This is a genomic window from Pectobacterium nicotianae, from assembly GCF_023272715.1.
Taxonomy (GTDB): domain Bacteria; phylum Pseudomonadota; class Gammaproteobacteria; order Enterobacterales; family Enterobacteriaceae; genus Pectobacterium; species Pectobacterium brasiliense.
The window spans coordinates 3,690,079-3,710,298 of record NZ_CP096821.1; the positions used below are offsets into that span (position 1 = coordinate 3,690,079).

The 20,220-nt window shown below is 52.9% G+C and carries 17 protein-coding genes; 10 read left to right on the forward strand and 7 right to left on the reverse strand.

Translation table 11 applies throughout. The annotated features are described in order from the left end of the window. Nucleotides 1-62: 62 nt before the first annotated feature. The 3 genes from MYB54_RS16455 to MYB54_RS16465 are packed head-to-tail and all read left to right on the forward strand — an operon-like array spanning nucleotide 63 to nucleotide 4,849. Nucleotides 63-1,490, forward strand: a complete 1,428-nt coding sequence (locus MYB54_RS16455) for a TolC family outer membrane protein (protein ID WP_205592539.1) — start codon at nucleotides 63-65, stop codon at nucleotides 1,488-1,490. 39 nt (nucleotides 1,491-1,529) lie between these two features. Beyond that, nucleotides 1,530-3,668, forward strand: a complete 2,139-nt coding sequence (locus tag MYB54_RS16460) for a type I secretion system permease/ATPase (protein ID WP_205604494.1) — start codon at nucleotides 1,530-1,532, stop codon at nucleotides 3,666-3,668. 11 nt (nucleotides 3,669-3,679) lie between these two features. Further along, nucleotides 3,680-4,849, forward strand: a complete 1,170-nt coding sequence (locus tag MYB54_RS16465) for an HlyD family type I secretion periplasmic adaptor subunit (protein WP_039497311.1) — start codon at nucleotides 3,680-3,682, stop codon at nucleotides 4,847-4,849. 74 nt (nucleotides 4,850-4,923) lie between these two features. On the opposite strand, the gene MYB54_RS16470 is transcribed toward MYB54_RS16465, so the two are convergent. After that, nucleotides 4,924-6,132, reverse strand: coding sequence for a glycoside hydrolase family 28 protein (locus MYB54_RS16470; RefSeq protein ID WP_014914487.1), 1,209 nt, complete (start codon nucleotides 6,130-6,132; stop codon nucleotides 4,924-4,926). A gap of 578 nt (nucleotides 6,133-6,710) precedes the next feature. Between MYB54_RS16470 and pelI the strand changes: the two genes are divergently transcribed. Then, a complete protein-coding gene (pelI, locus tag MYB54_RS16475) occupies nucleotides 6,711-7,754 on the forward strand; it encodes a pectate lyase PelI (protein WP_014914486.1) in 1,044 nt (347 codons plus the stop codon). A gap of 103 nt (nucleotides 7,755-7,857) precedes the next feature. Here pelI and uxuA read toward each other — a convergent pair whose 3' ends face one another. Together uxuA and MYB54_RS16485 are read right to left on the reverse strand one after the other, a co-directional pair. Next, entirely contained in the window at nucleotides 7,858-9,054 is a 1,197-nt protein-coding gene (gene uxuA, locus MYB54_RS16480; RefSeq protein WP_014914485.1) for a mannonate dehydratase, read from the reverse strand. A gap of 411 nt (nucleotides 9,055-9,465) precedes the next feature. Next, nucleotides 9,466-10,200: an FCD domain-containing protein gene (locus MYB54_RS16485; RefSeq protein ID WP_014914484.1), complete on the reverse strand. Its 735-nt coding sequence runs from the start codon at nucleotides 10,198-10,200 to the stop codon at nucleotides 9,466-9,468. Between the two features lie 212 nt (nucleotides 10,201-10,412). Between MYB54_RS16485 and MYB54_RS16490 the strand changes: the two genes are divergently transcribed. The 6 genes from MYB54_RS16490 to MYB54_RS16515 all read left to right on the forward strand — a co-directional run bounded on the left by MYB54_RS16490 (nucleotide 10,413) and on the right by MYB54_RS16515 (nucleotide 15,628). Beyond that, nucleotides 10,413-11,606, forward strand: a complete 1,194-nt coding sequence (locus MYB54_RS16490) for an alpha/beta hydrolase (protein WP_014914483.1) — start codon at nucleotides 10,413-10,415, stop codon at nucleotides 11,604-11,606. A gap of 85 nt (nucleotides 11,607-11,691) precedes the next feature. Further along, on the forward strand, nucleotides 11,692-12,936 hold the full coding sequence (locus tag MYB54_RS16495; protein ID WP_043901823.1) for a SpoIIE family protein phosphatase: 1,245 nt from the start codon (nucleotides 11,692-11,694) through the stop codon (nucleotides 12,934-12,936). A 13-nt stretch (nucleotides 12,937-12,949) separates the two neighbouring features. After that, the gene (locus MYB54_RS16500; RefSeq protein ID WP_014914481.1) at nucleotides 12,950-13,504 is read left to right on the forward strand and encodes a SiaB family protein kinase; all 555 of its coding nucleotides are present in this window, start codon (nucleotides 12,950-12,952) and stop codon (nucleotides 13,502-13,504) included. Nucleotide 13,505: 1 nt separating this feature from the next. After that, complete coding sequence (locus MYB54_RS16505; RefSeq protein ID WP_014914480.1) at nucleotides 13,506-13,958, forward strand: DUF1987 domain-containing protein; 453 nt, start codon at nucleotides 13,506-13,508, stop codon at nucleotides 13,956-13,958. Further along, a complete protein-coding gene (locus MYB54_RS16510) occupies nucleotides 13,945-14,652 on the forward strand; it encodes a GGDEF domain-containing protein (RefSeq protein WP_014914479.1) in 708 nt (235 codons plus the stop codon). The genes MYB54_RS16505 and MYB54_RS16510 overlap by 14 nt, the downstream gene beginning before the upstream one ends. A 79-nt stretch (nucleotides 14,653-14,731) precedes the next feature. Then, complete coding sequence (locus MYB54_RS16515) at nucleotides 14,732-15,628, forward strand: LysR family transcriptional regulator (RefSeq protein WP_014914478.1); 897 nt, start codon at nucleotides 14,732-14,734, stop codon at nucleotides 15,626-15,628. Here MYB54_RS16515 and MYB54_RS16520 read toward each other — a convergent pair. The 4 genes from MYB54_RS16520 to MYB54_RS16535 all read right to left on the reverse strand — a co-directional run bounded on the left by MYB54_RS16520 (nucleotide 15,625) and on the right by MYB54_RS16535 (nucleotide 20,147). Further along, nucleotides 15,625-16,350, reverse strand: a complete 726-nt coding sequence (locus MYB54_RS16520) for a sulfite exporter TauE/SafE family protein (protein WP_205622685.1) — start codon at nucleotides 16,348-16,350, stop codon at nucleotides 15,625-15,627. The genes MYB54_RS16515 and MYB54_RS16520 overlap by 4 nt on opposite strands. 489 nt (nucleotides 16,351-16,839) lie before the next feature. Next, nucleotides 16,840-17,925 carry a lytic murein transglycosylase B gene (mltB, locus tag MYB54_RS16525; RefSeq protein ID WP_014914476.1) on the reverse strand — a complete coding sequence of 362 codons (1,086 nt, stop codon included), beginning with the start codon at nucleotides 17,923-17,925 and terminating at the stop codon, nucleotides 16,840-16,842. Nucleotides 17,926-18,063: 138 nt separating this feature from the next. After that, nucleotides 18,064-18,405, reverse strand: coding sequence for a zinc ribbon domain-containing protein YjdM (locus tag MYB54_RS16530; protein WP_014914475.1), 342 nt, complete (start codon nucleotides 18,403-18,405; stop codon nucleotides 18,064-18,066). Nucleotides 18,406-18,524: 119 nt separating this feature from the next. Next, complete coding sequence (locus MYB54_RS16535) at nucleotides 18,525-20,147, reverse strand: EAL domain-containing protein (RefSeq protein ID WP_014914474.1); 1,623 nt, start codon at nucleotides 20,145-20,147, stop codon at nucleotides 18,525-18,527. Nucleotides 20,148-20,220 lie beyond the last annotated feature (73 nt).

The following is a 20,220-nucleotide window of genomic DNA, read 5'->3' on the forward strand; positions in this document are numbered from 1 at the left end:
GATAGCGGCACAAATATGTGTAAAGGAACTAAAACAAAGAGTGATGAAAACAGGGGTCATTGATGCACAAACCATTTTTTATCAGGGGCATGTTTTTTCCACGCAATCGCGCTTTTTTGACGCGCACATTACGCCATCACACGCCGCGCGGTGTGCTGGCGCTCGGGCTGGCCTTAGGTGGCCTTCCTCTCTTCTCTAGTTCGCCAACGTTCGCGCAGACCGTCGCGTTTGACTGGTCCGCCGCACCAACAGAGCAGCAGGTCGATAGCCTGGATCTCAAGCAGGCCATTCTCCGCGCGTTCGCACGCAACCCGCAAATCGCACAGGCCTCGGCACAAATTCGCGTTGGCGAAGCCGACCTGCGCGTGGCACAAAGCGCCTGGTTCCCGCAAATCGGCCTAAGCGGCAACGTTGGCCGGTCAGATCAAAGTGATACCGGCGGCACGATGAGCAACAATTCTACGGCGGGTCTTACGCTGAAACAGCTCCTGTACGATTTCGGGAAGACGGGCGGCAGCATTGATGAACAACACAGCCTGTCAGATGCTTATCGCTATCAGCTCTACGGCACCATGACCACGGTCGGTCAGCAAACCTTACTCACCTACCTGAAAGTCAAACGCTATCAGGAACTGAGTCAGGCGGCCGAGCGCAATATCACGTCACTCAATGTGGTAAAAGATACCGCGACGCTCCGCGCCGAGGCCGGTCTCAGTACGCAATCCGACATCCTGCAAGCGGAAACTCGCATCGCGGGTATGAGAGCGACGCTGGAACAGTACCGTGCGCTGGAGCGCTCCTCGCTGGCGCAGCTCAGCGTGTTGACCGGCGTTATCCCCACCGCCCTGCCCGATCTACCACGCGCGCTGCTGCAACAAAAGATTACGCTCAAGGCACTCCCGTACCAGCAAAGTAATGCAGTGCTGAGCGCGCAGTCCAAACAAGAGGCATCGCGCCACCGGATTCGTCAGGCAGAAGCGCAACACTGGCCGACCATTGCCGTGCAGGCGGGCCGCACCCGCTATGAAACCGACAGGCGTAATTACTGGGACGATCAGCTACAGCTGGTGGTAGAAGCCCCGCTTTATCAGGGCGGCGCCGTCAGTGCTCGCGTTGATGCCGCGTCAGGCACGCGCGAAGCAGCGCAAGCCGAAGTCGAAGCGGCAAAGCTGGATATGAACCAGAAAGCCTCCACGGCCTATGCCGATCTCATCGGTGCGCAGCAGCGTGAAAAAGCCAGTCAGCAGCAAATCACCAGCGCGACCTACACCCGCAACGTCTATCAGGATGAGTACAAGCTCAGTAAGCGCAGCCTGAACGACCTGCTCAGCGTGGAACAAGACGTGTTGCAGGCCGAAACCTCACGCATCGGCGCATTATACGACGGCTGGGAGGCGACGGTTAACTACGCCGCTGCCGTCGATAATCTGCTGGATATGCTGGGTATTGAGCGTCATGAAACCACTGGCGAGACGTTACCGTCGCTGTAAGCCGGCTTGCCTGCCGGATAAGAACATGCAGGAATATCAATGACACAAGCAACGAAAACGGAGATCTGGATTGCCGCCATGGCCCGCGCCGCCGCCCACTATGGACAGGTGGTCGATATCCAGTCGGTACGCCAGCAGATGCGCTGGTACGAACAGCAGCCAATCGCCCGTCAGTTAGAACAAATCAGCCACCTGATGGGGCTGAGCATCAGCCTGCGCCACACGGAGAAGCTCCGCTGGCGCAACAAGATCTTACCAGTACTGGCGGAAACCGATGACGGCGGCGTGATCGTCATCGAATCATTGAATGAGGAAGGCATCGCCACCTACTGGCTGAATGACGGCGGCGACCTGCAACGCGAAGCCGAACTGACAGAACTCATCAAACACAGTCAGGGGATTATCGTGCTGGTCGGCATCGCAGAACGTGGCCGCGATACCCGCATCGATGATTTCGTCAAACCATACCGCAAGCACTGGTTCTGGCAGCACTTTCGCGGCGCAAAACGACAGATCGGGGAAATTTCTCTCGCGTCTATCGTGGGTAACGTTCTGGCACTGGCGGGGATTCTGTTCTCCATGCAGGTGTATGACCGCGTGATTCCGGCGCAGTCGATCCCCACGCTGTGGGTGCTGTTTTTCGGCGTGCTGCTGGCCGCCGCATTAGAGTATGCCATCCGTTTATCACGCACCATCGTCTCCGATCTGATGGGAAAAAGCATCGATCTTAACGTGTCGGGGATGCTGTTTGCCCGTGCGCTAGCGATAAAAAACGAGGCTCGACCGAAATCCACTGGCTCGTTTATTTCACAGCTGCGAGAAATCGATCAGGTGCGTGAACTGCTGACCTCGACGACCGTCGGGGCGGCAGCCGACATGCCGTTCGTTTTGCTGTTTCTCGGCATCATGGCGATGATCGGCGGTCCGCTGGTGTTTATTCCCATGCTGGCAATCCCGCTGATTGTCATCCCCGGCCTGCTGCTGCAATGGCCGATGGCGAAGCTCGCCAAAGAAGGGATGCGTGAAAGCGCATTGCGCAATGCGGTGCTGGTCGAATCCATTGAAGGGATCGAAGATATTAAAGCGTTGCAGGCCGAACCCTACTTCCAGCGCCAGTGGGAACAAACTCACGAAGTCAGCGCCGCTATCGGGATGAAGCAGCGCGTATGGGGCGCACGGCTCAGCGGCTGGGCATCGACCGTTCAACAGCTCACCTATGCTGGCATGCTGGTCTTCGGCTGCTATCTGGTGATGGCGGGCGATATCACCACCGGTACGCTCGTGGCCTGTAGCCTGCTTTCCTCCCGTACCATCGCCCCGCTCATGCAGCTAACAATGGTATTTTCCCGCTGGCAGCATGCGAAAACCGCCATGACCGGGCTGGATGACCTCCTGCAAAAACCGCTGGATCGGCCGGAAGAGGGAAAAATGGCGCACTGTCCGATCCTTCAAGGACACTTCCAACTGCACAACGTGCAATACAGCTACGACCCCGAAAAGGGCGATACCGCCTTGCAGGTCGGCAAGCTGGAGATCAAACCGGGCGAAAAAGTGGCGCTGCTGGGTAAGGTCGGTGCGGGGAAATCCACGCTGCTCAAGCTGCTTGCCAATCAGGCCACCGCGACGCGCGGCAAGGTCATTATTGATGGCGTTGATATCAGCCAGATCGATCCGGCAGATGTCCGCCGCCAGTTGGGTTTTCTGTCACAGGAATCGCGCCTGTTCTTCGGCAGCCTGCGGCAAAACCTGATGCTCGGCAACCCACACGCGACTGAGCAGGAACTGTTGCAGGTGCTGCGTATTAGCGGCGCGCTCAGCCTGATCCAACAGGATGCTTCCAGTCTGGATCGCATTATTCATGAAGGCGGGCGCGGTTTATCCGGCGGGCAGCGGCAGATGATCCTGCTTAGCAGGATGCTGTTACGTAATCCCCAGATCGTGTTGCTGGATGAACCCACCGCGTCGATGGATGAACAGCTGGAAAGCCACGTTATCCACCAGCTAAGCAGCTGGCTCACGGGACGCACGCTGGTACTGGTGACACACCGCCCAGCGCTGCTCAAGTTGGTTGACCGCGTGGTCGTCATGGATGGCGGGCGCATCGTGGCGGATGGCCCGCGCGATCAGATCCTGAAAGCGGTCAGCAAACCGGCAGACACCGCACAGAGCGTGGCGTAAGGGGAAAGACAATGAGTAGCATCACTATCCATGATGACCTGAAACGCCAGGGGCGACGCGTCTCCGCCATTATCTGGCTCAGCCTGCTGGGGCTGATCGCGTTTTTTATCTGGGCCACCTTCGCCGTACTGGATGAGGTTTCCGTCGGGAGCGGCAAAGTCACGCCGTCGACCCGCGCACAGGTGATTGAAAGCCTGGACGGCGGGATCATCGGGCAGATCTATGTGCAGCAGGGTAACGTTGTCGAGAAGGGTCAGGTACTGGCGCAGCTGGACATCAACCGCTTCCAGTCCGTCTACGGCGAAGCCTTCTCCCGCGTGCAAACGCTGCGCGCCTCCGCCGAACGCCTGCACGCCGAGCTCAGCGGCGCACCGCTAATCTTCAGCGAAGAAACCATGAAGGAGCCAGCGCTAGCCGCACGTGAACGTCAGCTTTATGAATCACGCTTGCGCAATCGCGATGAAACGGTCGCCAATCTGCAACAGTCTATGCGGCTGGTGGAGCAAGAGCTGCGGATGACGGAGCCGCTGGTACAGCGCGGTGCCGCCAGCGCCGTCGAGGTGATTCGATTACGCCGTCAGATTAGCGAAATTCGCGGAAAAATCGACGAAGCGAACAACCAATATGCCGTACGGGCGCGGGAAGAACAGGTCAAAAACAACGCCGATCTGGAAGCCCAGATGGAAGTAGTCAGTGGAAAAGCCGACCAGCTCAAGCGCGCTACCATCACGTCACCGGTACGCGGTATTGTGAAAGACATTCAGGTAACGACCGTGGGCGGCGTGCTGCAACCGGGCGGCAAGCTGATGGAAATTGTACCGCTGGAAGATCAGTTGCTGATCGAAACCCGCATCAACCCGCGCGATATTGCCTATATCCGGCCGGGTTTGCCCGCCACGGTCAAAATCACCGCCTATGATGCTTCCATCTACGGCAATTTAACGGGCGAAGTCGAAAGCGTGTCGCCGGATACCCTTCAGGACGAAGTCAGGCGCGATCAGTTTTATTATCGAGTCTATGTGCGCACCACGCAGGCAGAGCTGACCAACAAAGCCGGGGAAAAATTCCCCATCGTGCCCGGCATGGTCGCTAGCGTGGAGATAAAAACCGGTCAAAAAAGCGTGATGGACTATCTGATTAAACCGCTGAATAAGGTCAATGAAGCGCTGCGTGAGCGTTAAATTCGCTCTTGTTATAACAGCGCCGCACGGTTTCCCGCACGGCGCTGCTATGACAGAACGATTTTTTAATCGCGTTACTTCTTAACGGTGACGTTCTTGATCTGCCATGTGCTATCACTGGTCAGTTTGACGTTCTTCATCGTCACTTCGATCGGCTTTTTCGCGTTCTCACCGTTCAGCACGACCACGCCTTTGGTTTGGGACGTAATATCTTTAAACGTAATGTCGCTCCAGTCAGGCACATTACTTCCCTCTTTCTTCTCATACACCGTATCAATCACGATCGGTTTCGCCACATTCTTCATGACCACATTGCTATACCGAACGCCATTGACCACCCCGGCAGCCGATTTGTCACTTTTAATGCGTAAGCCATTCGTGGTGCCGTTCATGTTCAGATCATCGACCGTCACATTGTAAACGCCCATCGTTTCGCTGCCGATCGACATGCCGTGTCCGGTTCCGAACTCGTTATGCAAAATGGAAACATTGCGCGTCTCGGCACGGCCTTTATAGGCTTTGATCGCCACATTATCGTCGCCTGTCGAAATACTGCTGTGGGCAATGGTGATGTTTTTTGATGACATCGGATCGATCCCGTCGGTGTTTCTGGCGGTGGACGGCGTTTTGATCGTCGTTTTCCAGGCGGTGAAACCATCACCATCGCTGAACACGACGTGGAAGTTCGGGGAGTTAATGAGGGAAACGTTATACAGCGTGAAATTCTTGCTCTTATTAATCTGAATCAGCCGGGGGGTATTCTGTTTTAGCTTTTTCACTTTAGCATCGGCAGCCAGATCCCACCAGCTCACCTTTTTATCCTGAAGCTTCACGCCCCCTTGCCCGTCAATCGTGCCCGGCCCATAGATTCCGCTATTTGTCGTGCTCGTGGCGGTAATAAATGCATCACAACCTTTGCCGTTTTTATCAACCACGCCACAGGATGATGGCGCATTCTCAAAAGACTTGGCGTTATTCACCGCTCGCAGCGTCACCCCTTTGTCGATTAATAAGCTGACACCTGAAGGCAGGGAAAGCGGGCCGCTCAGAAAGACAGACGAACTTCCTGTACTCAGCCTTACCGCTTTTCCTTGTCCACAATTATTCAACGCTTTTTGAATGGTGCTGGTGGCCGTGCTACTGTCCGCTTTAAGCACCGTACAGGAAGACGGTACTTTCGGCTCACTCACCGTTCGTGAGTCAGAAGCAAATGCCGATGCGCTGAACAGCCCGATGAGCCCTAATGATAGTGATAAAACTCGCTTGCCTGATTGATATTCCATGTCAAACCTTCCCTTATAGATATCCGCAATTTCTTGTGACTAAAAAAGAATGGCGCATTCTTTTTTCTTAATTAAGAAAAATGAAACGTCTTTATAGAAACTAAAAATTGTCGCATATGAATATGTAGAGTAATAAAATTCCGTTTACATAAAAATTTGCCAATGTTTATTAAAAGAAGCATCCAGTTTTATGCATGATTAAATTATCACCAGAAAAGTAAATGGCACATCAACGAAACGTGGAAACAAACCGAATCCCATCACGCACAGCCGTAGGCGAGTGATAAGATTTTCACCTCGCTACATCCTTCACTTTTCTTATTCTCTTAATAAGAACCTTCCGAATATTTATTAATCCAAAAGAAATAATTAAACAGAATATAATAAACGAGAAATAAAATTAAAAATAAAATAATAACAGACTAAATTAAATAATCTGATTAACCTCAACAATTTCGCCGAATTATTATTCATTTCATATTCTCTGCTATATAATCCTTTTCGATGCGCAAGGACTCCCTCTTTATTTGGAATAAATAAAGAGAAAAAATATCCGTTTAATTTACAAGGAAAAACACATGTTTAAGTATTTAACACCGATATTTTTATGCACCGCTGCTATTTCTTTTCAGGCTCAAGCTGATGACACCATGTTGATGCTGCTGAAAAAAGACAATGCCACCTATTTAAGCTGGTCTACCGATGCAGGCAATGTTGTTCGCCAGGATGTGTATCGCAGCACCAGTAGTGCTCAGGCAGGCAGCGAAAAAATCGCAGAGCTCAATTCCACAGACAGAACCTTTACCGATTTAACCGCCAATCCACAGTCAGACTATTGGTATTGGGTGGATACCGTTAGCGGTAATAATAGCGTTCTGAAATCTAATGCCGCCTCAACGGCACCTGCGCCATTGCGTGCAGCGCCGCTTAAGGCAGCCAGTCCAGAATGTAAAGCGGGTGCGGTAATTAAAAACAAAACCGTCGACTGCGGTGGTATTACTCTGGGTTTGAGCTGTTCAGGCGACAGTGATAAGCAGCCTCCTGTTATCACGCTGGAAAATGCCACCATTAAGAACCTGCGCATCTCTGAAAAAGGCGGTTCTGACGGTATCCACTGTAAGTCAGGCAACTGCCGTATTGAAAACGTGATCTGGGAAGACGTTTGTGAAGATGCGGCAACCAATCTGGGTAACACCATGACCATCGTCGGCGGTGTTGCCCATAACACCACCAATGGCCCTGGCGGCAAGCCAGACAAAGTGCTGCAGCAGAACTCCAAAAACAGCCACACTATCGTACAGGGCAACTTCACCCTGACCGGTCAGCACGGCAAACTGTGGCGCTCTTGCGGTGACTGCACCAACAACGGTGGCCCACGCAACCTGACTATCATCAGCGCAACCGTTAACGGCACCATCGACAGCATCGCTGGCGTAAACCGTAACTTTGGCGATGTCGCTGAAATCCGCGATCTGCGTATTAAAGGCTACAAAGCGGGTAAACCACCTGTATGTGAAGAGTTTAAAGGTATAGAGAAAGGGAAAGGGAAGACCGAGAAATACGGCGAACAATGGGATACCAAGAACTGCAAAGTCAGCCGTTCAAACGTTAAAGCCCTGTAATTCTGCCAGCAGAATTCACATATAAATTAATACCTCCTCTGGGGTCCCGACGCATCAGTCACCTGCAGACCGTGCTTGAATAAGCACGGTCTGTTTCATTTCATCACCCTTGCTGCAATTCGGTAAACAGCGTGCGTTTCAACGCCAGCTCGACGCCACGCAGTTCCGCCAGTCCTTTCAACCGCCCAATTGCCGAGTAGCCGGGGTTGGTTTTCTTTTTCAGATCGTCCAGCATCTGATGCCCGTGATCTGGCCGCATCGGGATCGGACGGCGATCGCCCGCCTTCTGACGCCGCAATTCTTCCGCCAGAATGGCTTTGATAATCGCCACCATATCCACATCCCCCTGCAAATGCGCCCCTTCATGGAAGGAATTGGGATTCTTCTCGCGACAGGTCGCACGCAGATGGGTGAAATGCACGCGATCGGCAAATGTTTCCAGCATGGTCACCAGATCGTTATCGGCCCGTACGCCGTACGATCCTGTGCAGAAGGTAAAGCCGTTATGCAGGCTATCGACCGTCTGTTTCAGCCAGCGCATGTCGTCAATCGTCGACATCACGCGCGGTAGCCCAAGAATCGGACGCGGTGGATCGTCCGGGTGAATGGCAAGGCGAAGGCCAACGGCTTCCGCAACGGGCACAATCTCACGGAGGAAATACCCAAGGTGCTCGCGCAGTTTCACATGGTCGATACCATCATATTCCGCCAGACGGCCGCGGAATTGCTCCAGCGTATAGCCCTCTTCCGAGCCCGGCAGCCCGGCGATAATGTTGCCTGTCAGGCGCGCGATATCCTCTTCGCTCATTGCACGGAAGTAGTCGGCAGCCTGTGCCTGTTCATCCGCCGTGTAGTCTTTTTCAGCACCGTGACGCTTAAGGATATGCAGTTCAAAAGCGGCAAAGGCAATATGATCGAAACGCAGCGCCTTTGAACCATCCGGCAGAACATGCTCCAGATCGGTTCGCGTCCAGTCCAGTACAGGCATGAAGTTATAACACACCGTATCGATGCCGCACTGCGCCAGGTTACGCAGCGATTGCTGGTAATTGGCAATATGCTGCTGATAATTCCCCGTCTGGGTTTTGATCTCTTCATGAACCGGTACGCTTTCCACCACCGACCATACCAGCCCTTTTGCCTTCAATTCGGCTTTGCGCTTTTCAATCTCTTCAACCGACCAGATTTCGCCATTGGGGATGTGGTGCAATGCCGTCACCACGCCGGTCGCTCCGGCTTGTCGAACATCATCCAGTGAGACAGGATCGTTCGGGCCGTACCAACGCCAGGTTTGTTCCATACCGAGTTACCCTTTTATTTTCGTCAAGATAGTGAGTTTTCGTCGAGCTTGTTAGTTTTCGTCGAGAATAGGAAAAGCCTACCTCACCGGGACAGGCTGTCAAACGAAACTCACGAATTGATTGACCAATTACACAAAAAATTCGCATTTTGGACTAACATCATGCGTATTTAGGCTGAAACCGTGAGGAAAAGAGTCAGGAATGGGTTATTTGGTCTGATATCTTTTCTCTCCGTACACCGATGCGATGCCGGAGAGAAAATTCATACAGGGACATATACCCTAAATAATTCGAGTTTCAGGAAGGCGGCAAGAGAAGACATCCCGATGAGCTTACTTAGGTAAGTGATTCGGGTGGGTGAACGCAGCCAACGCACATGCAACTTGAAGTATGACGGGTATACAGGGGAATCAGGATTCCAGACGAGAAGGAACAGACTCGAACAGGTAGCCGTCGAAGGCCGGATCGTCCACGTTCGAGATTTCCAGCAGTTTAATTTTTACGTTTTCCAGATGCTGCCACATTGCCTGACGCGCCATGTTCACATCGCGCCGAGACACGGCACGCAGGATTTTTTCATGATCGTCCAGCCACTGGCGCTGATAGCTGAAATCGTCGGTATGGGAGTGAATGCCCTGCCACATTGGGCTGCGTTTACGCGCCTGCCACACCTCATACACCATATTGGCTAAGACGCTGTTTTGAGTGGACTGCGCCAGCAGGCAATGGAATTGTTCATCGGCGCTTTCATCCACGCTGCCGTTCTCAAGCGATGCCCGTTCTTGTTCAATGGCCTGCCGCATTTTTAAGATGTCGCTCTTGGTCGCCTGCATCGCGGCAAACGCCGCAACTTCACCTTCCAGCAACTGACGCGCCTGCATCAGCTCGAAGGGGCCATAGCCGCTGTCCACCACGCTGTCTTTTCCCTGCGCGCTTGGCAGTTGCATGACATAAACGCCAGAGCCTTTACGCACCTCAATCAGCTTTTCCAGTTCCAGCATGATCAGGGCTTCACGCACCACGCTGCGGCTGACGTTGTAGGTTTCAGCAATATCACGCTCGGGAGGCAAGCGGTCGCCAATCTGATAGTTTCCCTTCAGAATTTCCGCGCGAAGATTGTCGCCAATCTGCTGATATAAACGCATACCGCCATCCCTTTATTCAACATCGGCCACCGCAATATTGGCCTGACCAAAAGACAGAAAAAACGCCAGAGTTGTCCGAAGTATAACATGAAGCCATACAGCGCAGCACGTTGAGCAATCTGCACGCGAAATAATTTCAGATATAGTGTTGTCGAAACGCCATTACCCCGTTCGCGAGCAGATTGATGTTGCCCAATAGGCAAGGAGCATAAATGACAATAAACGTATTCCGGTTCGTTTCGTGGACCACCTGGAAGCAGGTGATGGCGAGCCTGTTCACTCTGGTCGGTGTGCTTTTTATCGTGGGATGCAATAGCAGTTCGCGCGACATCGCGCCACTAGGGCAAACGTCATTCGAGCGTTATCAGCAAGACACGACGCGTTGGGTAGAACAACACCGCGCCTTCCAAACCACGGATAAACAGCTGGAATTACGCTGGAACACCCCCAGCGAAACCCGCCCCCTCGGTCAGCCACAGAAAGCCATCTTATTGGTGCACGGATTGGGAGATTCACCCGGTTCATTCACTGACATCACCCCAAAATTGGTCGAACAGGGATTTCTGGTCAGAACCGTGCTGTTACCGGGGCATGGCACCCAGCCATCCGATCTGCTGCACGTCACCGTCGATGACTGGCGCGAAGTCGTCGCCGAACAGGCCGCTATTCTCAGTAAAGAAGTCGATGAGGTCTATCTGGGCGGTTTTTCCACCGGTGGCAATCTGGTGCTGGAATACGCGTTGCAACACCCTGAAATCAAAGGGCTGGTGCTGTTTTCGCCCGCGATTAAATCCAATGAAAAATACGACTTCATGACGCCGCTGCTGTCCGTGTTTACCGACTGGCTGATGCCGCCGCGCCCTGGCTATCCTCAGCAGTTGGCAACCCGCTATATGCGTGTGCCGACCAACGGTTTCGCCCAATATTATTATTCCAGCAGTGGGGTGCGTTCAGAGCTTGCCAAAAAGTCTTATGACAAACCGGTGCTAATCGTGCTGGCGGAACATGATTCCGTCGTCGATACAACGTACATTGTCGACACGTTCGATAAACAGTTTACCCACCCGCGCAGCCGTCTGATCTGGTATGGCGATCGCCCTGCCGGTATCCATTCCTCACGCGTGTTGGTGCGGACAGGCTCGCTGCCCGACTGGCGCATCAGCCAGTTCTCGCACATGTCGCTCCTGTTCTCACCAGACAATAAGGAATACGGCAAAACCGGAGCGATCGTCATCTGCGCCAACGGCCAACCCCTGAACGACCTAAAAACCTGTCAGGATCGCAGCACGCTGTGGTATTCCGACTGGGGATACGTGGAAAATGGCAAAACCCATGTGCGCCTGACCTTTAACCCCTACTTCGACTGGCAAAATCAGATCATGGCAAACGTACTGGACGCGCAATAGCCTTACCGAAAACGGGGAGTTGTCATCATTTGGTCATCAAGGGCAGGTATTTTGACTTAAAGATAAATCCGCCCAAAGATTAACCATGATCGCCATGCCCGTTCCTTGCGCCCGACCACTCCTCCGGGGTACACCGGTGGCGCGAGATCTTTGTATTCCTCTGCCGGATGTTTCTCCTGACACCGACAATGCCACCGTATTGCAGCTGTTCAGTAAGAATAAAGAATGGGTCAGCCTGCCTGTCGTGGAGGATGGACGCCCTTTCGGCCTCATCAACCGCCATATTTTTCTCTCGCAGATGTCTCGGCCTTTTTATCGTGAGCTGTACGACAAAAAGAGCTGTATCGCGTTTATGGATAAAAACCCGCTGATTATCGACGCGCTGGCATCGTTGAACGACGTCGCCGATCAAACGGTGATTACCGGTGATAAATCGCTGACGGACGGCTTTATGATCACCGAGAACGGGCGTTATATCGGTATCGGATTAGGCATCGATCTGATCAAGGCCGTCTCCGATATGCACCTGCGCCAACATCAGCAAATTATGCAGAGCATCGAATATGCCAGCGTGATTCAGACAGCGATGCTGACAACGTCAACGCAGGCGATGTCCCGCACGCTTGCCGACTGGTGTCTAGCCTGGGAACCGCGAGACTGTGTCGGCGGCGACTGTTATGCCTTTAAAACCTATCAGAACGGCTGGCTTGCCGCCGTCGCGGACTGTACCGGACACGGCGTACCCGGCGCATTCATGACGCTGATTTTCTCTTCCGCGCTGGAACAGGCGCTAACACAGCACGGCCCGATGCTGCCAGCGCAGCTATTACAGGCGATCAACCGTCATATCAAAGATACGCTGGGGCAGCGTGACGAAGCGCGTCAGCTTTCTACCTCTAACGACGGCTGCGACGCGATGCTGGTGTTCTGCGATATGACGCGCAACACACTGACGTTTTCCGGCGCGCGCATGCCCGCCTTCATGCTGCAACGCGGTACCGGACAACTGACGCCGCTCCAGTGCGATCGTATGGGGGTCGGCTACACCGAAACGCCTTATGACTACCAGTGGTCGAGCTATGAATTGCCGCTTCATGATAACGATATGTTCTTCACCACCACGGATGGCTTGACGGATCAAATCGGCGGGGAACGCCGGATTATGTTTGGTAAACGTCGCCTACAGGAGTACCTCCAGCACCATCAACATCAGCCGATGCGCGAACTGGCTAACCAGCTCCTGTCGGCACACAAGATCTACCAGGGCGATCAGACCCGGCGAGACGATTTAACATTTTGGGGCTTCCGACATTGTTCGACTTTTGTTTAATCAGGCAGACAGAATGATGCCAAACATCAAATACACTGAATTTTTTTCGCCCTCACACCAGCATGACATCACGCTGTATTACGTGGGCTATTTTTCACAAAACATCATCAGTTCACTGGCCGAAACTATGCGGCTACAGCTGGAGAAAAAGCAGCTTCCTGCCGGCATCCGTCGCCGACTGTTCTCTACGTTCGTCGAAATGGTGCAGAACATTACCCGCTATTCCGCTGCACCGTTAACCGCGCTCGATCACACCGTCGAAGTCCGTCATGGCTCCGTGTGTCTGGGTTACGAAAATGGGAAATACTTCCTGTTGTGCGCCAACCCGATACACCCCGACGATGTCGAGACGCTGCGGGGACGTCTTGAACCGCTGCGCGGCATGACGCTTGATGAAATCCGACTCGCCTACAAAGTCTCTCTGCGTGATGAAACCCCGTCATCAAGCAAAGGCGCGGACATGGGGCTATTGACCGTCGCGCGGGATGCCAGTGAGCCACTCCAGTTTACGTTTCGGGCCGATGTATCAACGGGGCTATCTACGTTTTATCTGAAGGCAATCATTTGACATGAAAAATATAACAACCCTAAGCAACCTCCATATTTCGGGGACATCCTGTACCCCGACGGTTGATTTTCACTTTGACACACACCGTCTCTATCTTTCCGGCGAATCTTACCCTGAGAACGCCGCGGCGTTTTATCGCCCGCTGCTCACCGAGATTCAGGCGTATATGGACGCGTTGACGGCCTACGCCGAAACGATGCCGCCGGATGAAGCACTGCCGAGCATCGAAATTCACGTCTCCCTGATTTATTTCAACAGTTCCAGCACCAAGATGCTGTTCAGTTTATTCAATCTGCTTAATCAGGCTGCGGAACAGACGCTCTCGATTGCGCTGTATTGGTATTACGACAAAGACGACGACATTGCGGAAGAATTTGGTGAAGAGCTTCACATCGATTTCCCTGCCCTGACCTTTCACAGCACCATTTTGAGTGATAATCATGAGCACAATTGAATTGTTTACACCGGAATACGACATTCTGCTCGCCGCGCGCAATATCGCTAACCAGCAGGAAAGGCCAGCCGAAGTCTATCGCGACACGCTGCTGGCATTAACCGACCACTATCAGCGGCTAGTACGCGAGTCGCACCGCCTGATTTCACGCAGCGACCGGGCGGAGAAAGAGCTGAACCGTCTGAACGCGCAGCTCAATCAGTTGGCCGTCGAGCTGGAATACAAAGCCAGCCACGATCCGCTGACCAGCGTGTATAACCGCGGCGCGATTATTGAACGCATCAACCACGCGCTGGAGCGCAATCAGGCCGCGCTCATCGTGCTGGATATCGATCACTTCAAGCAGGTGAATGATACCTATGGTCACCCCACCGGCGACGCCGTGATCTGCGATCTGGTCTCGCGCGTGCAGAACGTGCTGAATACCACCAGCAGCATTGGTCGTGTCGGCGGTGAAGAGTTCACCATTCTGCTGGAAGGGCACACGCTCATGCAGGCCGTCTCACTCGCCAGCCGCCTGCATCAGGATCTCAACAGAATGCCGCTCAGCGTACTGCCGCAACAGCGCGTCACCGCCAGCTTTGGCGTCAGCTGGGCCCCACAGAAAACCCGTTTCGATGCGCTCTACAGTGCCGCAGATGCGGCGCTCTATCAGGCCAAGGAAAAAGGCAGAAATCGCGTGGAGTTTCAGTAAGTCGCAGGCTGGGCGATTGCCGTCGCCCTGACTCATGACCATAATAGGGGTATCGGCTTCTCCGAGACAGACTCCCTCTATGCGATTCGATTTAACCGATCTCCGGCTGTTTCTCAATACTCAGAAAGCAGGCAGCATTACCGGTGGCGCAGCGGCGTCCAGCCTGACCGTGCAGGCCGCCAGTGAGCGAATCCGGGGAATGGAAGATGAACTTGGCGTGCCGCTGCTGCTACGCTCAAAGGCGGGTGTCTCACTCACCGACGCGGGCTTTTCGCTGGCGCACCATGCCCATATTATCCTGCGTCAGGTAGACCATATGCGCAGCGAATTACACCAGTACAGCAAAGGGCTGCGCGGCCATATTCCGCTGCTGTGCAACTCTGCGGCGCTGAATGAATATTTGCCCGCCCTGCTGGGCCGCTATCTGGTGGTCTGCCCGCAGATATCCGTGGCGGTGAATGAAAAACTCAGTCGCGATATCGTCGATGCGATTCGCAATCAAACCGCCGATCTTGGCATTGTGGCCGATTCCGTGCCGCTCGACGGGCTGGAAACGCGCCCGTTTCGTCAGGACGAACTGGTGGTTGTCGTTCCCCGTGATAGCATCTGGTCTGGCGCACAGCAGCTCACCTTTTCCGCCATTGCCGACGCCGAATTTATCGGGCTTAGCGAAGGCGCGGCTTTGCAGGAACACATTGACGAACATGCCAAAAGGTTAGGAAAACGCCTCAATTACCGCGTGCGTCTTGCCAGCTTCGACGCCGTCACGCAGGTGATTCACAGCGGTATCGGTATTGGCATTCTTCCACGACATGCAGCACAGCGCATGATGGAACGGCTGGCGATTCGCACGATCCCGCTAGCAGACGACTGGGCGACGCGTAATCTGGTGGTCTGCTCCCGCCAGTTTTCCGCACTGCCCGGTTATGTTCAGGATTTCGTGACGTTTATTACGACAGAGAACGCAGCAGGTTAAAGTAGCCCGCGTGCCGCCATGTATCCGCCCAGTGCTATCAACCCGATGAAGAAGCAGCGCCGGAAAACCGCTTCGCTAATCGCGTGGCGCAGGCGTTGCCCCATCATCATGCCCAGCAGCGCGGGAATCAGCGCCAGCATCGACTGCCAGAGATTGATGCCCTGTAGCCCCATCCCCTGCATCAGCTGTAGCGCCAACCCCAGCGTGGAAACGGTAAACGCCAGCCCCAGCGCCTGCACCAGATCGTTTTTATTGAGCCGCAGGCATTGCAGGTAAGGCACGGCAGGAATGACGAAGACGCCTGTTGCCGCCGTGATAGCGCCGGTGATGTAGCCCACCAGCGGCGACAGCCAGATTTCATGACGTCCCGGCTGCGGCAACGTCGTCGCCATGATTCCCCACAGGCCATAAACCACTAAAATGCCGCCGAGCGCCGCGCTCGTCCATGACGATGATGAGGTCAGCGCCGGCAGACCATTCCAGAACGTCCCAATAATGATCCCGGCAAACAGCGTCCAAAATCGTTTAATCAGGCTGAGAAAGGCAGGGCCACAGGCAAGTTGCCAAATGTTGGTCACCAGCGAAGGGACGATCAAGAGCCCTGCCGCACTGGCGGCGGGCATCACCAGCGTTAACAGGCCCATCGCGATGGTCGGCAACCCCAGACCAATCACGCCTTTCACCACGCCAGCCAGCAGGAACACCACCATCATCGTCGTCATTCATCGCCTCGGTTTGTTGCGCCATAGGAAGAACCCTATGCAGGAATAGTCCGATGAAGACGCTGCTGGTGTCTATGCGGATTGTATTGAGGGTGATTCAGGGAAAATTTGAGGCAAAAGGAGGATTAGGAAGAGTGAGATTTCGCATCGCATGCGATGCGGCGACTGCTCATGGGGTTGTCGTTATCTGGCGTAAAAAATTATGCAGCGGTGGGCGTGACCGCCGAGTGAGCGACAGGACGTCGCGAAAGCCAGTGCCGCGTAGGGAACGCGTCACTGGCGGCTCGGTTAGCGGTCACGAATGCCGATGGCACCGCGCAGCGGCATAATTTATGCCAGAAGCCTGGGTTCGCAGGGCGGCGGCGACTGAGCGCCCTGCGTCGGGCGCGTATTCGGTATAGCATATGAATAACCGCGTTATGGCGCACGAAACTGTCTCTGCGTCTGCATTGAAAATATGACGAAGAGACAGCCTGTAAAGGGAAGAGCTTAGTAGCTCTGGTTCTGTCGTGCGCGGCCTACGGCCTCACCCAACTGCCATACGGCCATCGCGTAGTGTGTGCTGTGGTTGTAGCGCGTGATGGTGTAGAAGTTCGGCAGTCCGTACCAGTATTGGTAGCCCGTGCCGATGTCCAGCCGCAGCAGGCTGGCTTCACTGTATCCCGCCAGCGAATGCTGTGGCGTTAATCCCGCGGCCTGGAGTTCCGTGAGCGAGTAGCGGGTATTGAAACCGTTCGGGAGCAGCGGAGCCTGACCGTTTGCCTGCACCGCCACAGGCGCGCCTTTCACCCATCCGTGTGCTTTGAAATAATTGGCTACGCTGCCAATCGCGTCCACCGGATCCCACAAGTTAGTATGTCCGTTGCCGTCGAAATCCACCGCGTAGTTCTTGAAGGATGACGGCATAAACTGCCCATAGCCCATCGCCCCCGCGTAAGAGCCACGCAGGCTGAGCGGATCGTTGCCTTCTTTACGCGCCATCAGCAGGAAGGTTTCCAGCTCGCCCGCAAAGTAATCGGCACGTCGCGGGTAATCAAACGCCAGCGTTGCCAGGGCATCAATGATGCGCGTTTTCCCCATCACTCGACCCCAGCGGGTTTCAACGCCAATAATGCCAACGATGATCTCAGGCGGAACGCCATAAATGTTCTGGGCGCGCTGTAGCGCATCCTGATATTGATTCCAGAACGCCACGCCGTTCTGCACGTTGTCTGGCGTAATAAACTGATTGCGATAACGGTTCCAGGCACCGTTCGGCCCTGAAGGCGGGCGCGATGTCGGGGCTTGTTTATCCATCAGACGAATCACCCAATCCAGACTTTTCGCCTGCACCAGCACATCATGCAGCTGCTGACGGTTAAAACCGTGCTCCAGCACCATTTTATCGACAAACCGTGCGGTAGCCGGGTTAGTCGCAAAATCACCGCCTAGCGGATGAACATTGTGTGCGGGTTCAAGCAGGAAGCCACCTTTAAAAGGATTACCTGAAGGCGCTTCTGCGGGAGGAGGGGCCGGCTGACTGCTACAGGCCGAGAGCAAAACGAGCAGAGGGAGAAAACGAACCAAATGACGCATCAGATATCCGTATAGCCAGGTAAGAAATCAATACAGGCTATGGTAAAGGATTGTCTGATGTGAAAAAACCAGCCAGAGGTGAAAAAATGCCGCGCGCCGCTCAAATAGAAGGCCGACGCGCGCGTTATTACATCCGAATCAGTTTTTCTTCACGAACTCGGACTTCAGCTTCATCGGGCCAAAACCGTCGATTTTACAATCAATATTGTGATCGCCTTCCACCAGACGAATGCCCTTCACACGGGTGCCAATTTTCAGCGGCGTTGAGCTACCTTTAACTTTCAGGTCTTTAATGACCGTTACCGTATCGCCATCCGCCAGCAGGTTACCGTTGGCATCTTTCACCACTAAAGCGTCATCCTGCGCTGGCGCATCGCCTGCCGCCGACCACTCATTTCCGCATTCCGGGCAGTTAAGCATCTCGCCTTCTTGCCAGGTATATTCAGAACTGCATTTTGGACAATGAGGTAACTGTTGCATGATAAACTCCTGAAAAATTCACAATAAAAAAGTAATAAATATCATTAGGTAACTACCATATTTTCGATATTTTACCCTTTTATGCGTATTTTTGATAGTGAAGCGCGTTTATCGTGACTTTACGGCTCATCCGACGCTGTTTCACCTTTTGCCGCCAGAAACGCAAGCAAGTCTTCTTGCGTTAACGCTTTGGAATACAGCCAGCCCTGCGCATACGCCACACCAAGGCTTTTCAGATAGGCTTCCTGATTCGAAGTCTCAATCCCTTCAGCAACAATATGCAGATTAAGGCAGTGCGCCATGCTAACAATATGAGACAGCACAATATCAGTCGGTGAATGGTCACTAATATTCCCAACAAAGGATTTGTCGATTTTAAGCTTATTGGCTTTTACCCGCTCAAGATACGACAGCCCGGAATAGCCAGTACCAAAATCATCAATCGCGACATCAATGCCTTGTTGCTGATACAGCTCCACCATCGGCGCCGCTTTCTGGGGTTCGATCATCGATGATTCGGTTAATTCGACATTAACATTAGCACCGTCGAGTTCGTATATGGCAACCTGCTCCACGAGATAATTGAAAACGGACATATCCTCAAATTCGGCCGCCTCAAGATTGATAGAGACAAACATGTCAGGGTAACTTTTTTTCAGTACGCTGGCCGTTTGTAGCGCCTCATTAATGACGAATAAAGTTAACGCTTTCATCAAGCCAACCTGACGAATCATGGGAATAAAAGAGTCTGGCGTAATCAGGTGACCGTCCGAATGACGCCAGCGAATCAGCGCTTCGCACCCCACGACCTGAGCGGTATCCAATTTAATAATCGGCTGATAATGTAATTCAAATTCTTTTTGCCTCAGCGCCTGATTGAGAACATAGCGCGGGCTTTGAATTACCAGGAATTTTCTGGTGATAATCTCTGATAGCAGCAGAGACATCAGCATAAAAATGGGAAAAACAGAGAAAAAAATCGTTAGGTAGAATGAAAATTTCGCAGGTTTATCCGCCCGGACTACTAAAGTAAGATCGCTATCCGGCAGGGGTTTCAAGACATAATATTTATCGTCAATATAAAATCTATCGGGGTTATTTCCCCCTGAAGTCAAACGGGAATAAATATGGCTACTCATCGAGTCCGACAGAATAACTCGACCGTCCAGCTTATTTTTTTCCAGTAATGCGTACTGGATATTATAGCTGTAGGAGGGGACATCCAGAAATGAACGTGGATTTAGCACCACAAGATGACGCGTTGCGCCGACATAAATCATCGGCTTATTTTTATTCAGCGGACTTTCGATTTTGTACCAAATATTATAGCTATTTTTATAGTGAAAATCGGGCGATGGAAGAAACATCGAATTAATGTCACTCAGCATCGAAGAACAGCGAGGCCGATTCCCATCGATATAGACCACATCCTGGATATAATCATTGTCGTAAGCAATTTTACGCAATAAATCCAGATGCGGACTATCACAATAAGGTGGATAGTTTTTTTCTAAAATATCGAGTGCGGATGTGGCCTGCTGAATGATTTTCCCGGCATGTTCAACCGTAACATCAGAAAAATCATCCACTTCACTTTCAAACTGTCTGAGCGAAAATGTCGAATAAACCGCAAGCACTAACGCAAAAAGCGCAACCAAAGTAAAAAACAGGCTGGAGGATAATAAGAAAAAACTTTTCTTAAAATAGAGCGTTTGAAAATAGGCTAGAAGGCTTTTTTTCATAGGAGTGACGCAGCATCATTATGAGAAATCCAACATAGCACACAACCCTTCTCGACAATGTATCGATATCTCA

Coding starts and splice junctions, on each gene's coding strand:
- MYB54_RS16455 (WP_205592539.1), top strand. CDS start 63: ATGCACAAACCATTTTTTATCAGGGGCATGTTTTTTCCACGCAATCGC.
- MYB54_RS16460 (WP_205604494.1), top strand. CDS start 1,530: ATGACACAAGCAACGAAAACGGAGATCTGGATTGCCGCCATGGCCCGC.
- MYB54_RS16465 (WP_039497311.1), top strand. CDS start 3,680: ATGAGTAGCATCACTATCCATGATGACCTGAAACGCCAGGGGCGACGC.
- MYB54_RS16470 (WP_014914487.1), bottom strand. CDS start 6,132: ATGGAATATCAATCAGGCAAGCGAGTTTTATCACTATCATTAGGGCTC.
- pelI (WP_014914486.1), top strand. CDS start 6,711: ATGTTTAAGTATTTAACACCGATATTTTTATGCACCGCTGCTATTTCT.
- uxuA (WP_014914485.1), bottom strand. CDS start 9,054: ATGGAACAAACCTGGCGTTGGTACGGCCCGAACGATCCTGTCTCACTG.
- MYB54_RS16485 (WP_014914484.1), bottom strand. CDS start 10,200: ATGCGTTTATATCAGCAGATTGGCGACAATCTTCGCGCGGAAATTCTG.
- MYB54_RS16490 (WP_014914483.1), top strand. CDS start 10,413: ATGACAATAAACGTATTCCGGTTCGTTTCGTGGACCACCTGGAAGCAG.
- MYB54_RS16495 (WP_043901823.1), top strand. CDS start 11,692: ATGATCGCCATGCCCGTTCCTTGCGCCCGACCACTCCTCCGGGGTACA.
- MYB54_RS16500 (WP_014914481.1), top strand. CDS start 12,950: ATGATGCCAAACATCAAATACACTGAATTTTTTTCGCCCTCACACCAG.
- MYB54_RS16505 (WP_014914480.1), top strand. CDS start 13,506: ATGAAAAATATAACAACCCTAAGCAACCTCCATATTTCGGGGACATCC.
- MYB54_RS16510 (WP_014914479.1), top strand. CDS start 13,945: ATGAGCACAATTGAATTGTTTACACCGGAATACGACATTCTGCTCGCC.
- MYB54_RS16515 (WP_014914478.1), top strand. CDS start 14,732: ATGCGATTCGATTTAACCGATCTCCGGCTGTTTCTCAATACTCAGAAA.
- MYB54_RS16520 (WP_205622685.1), bottom strand. CDS start 16,350: ATGACGACGATGATGGTGGTGTTCCTGCTGGCTGGCGTGGTGAAAGGC.
- mltB (WP_014914476.1), bottom strand. CDS start 17,925: ATGCGTCATTTGGTTCGTTTTCTCCCTCTGCTCGTTTTGCTCTCGGCC.
- MYB54_RS16530 (WP_014914475.1), bottom strand. CDS start 18,405: ATGCAACAGTTACCTCATTGTCCAAAATGCAGTTCTGAATATACCTGG.
- MYB54_RS16535 (WP_014914474.1), bottom strand. CDS start 20,147: ATGAAAAAAAGCCTTCTAGCCTATTTTCAAACGCTCTATTTTAAGAAA.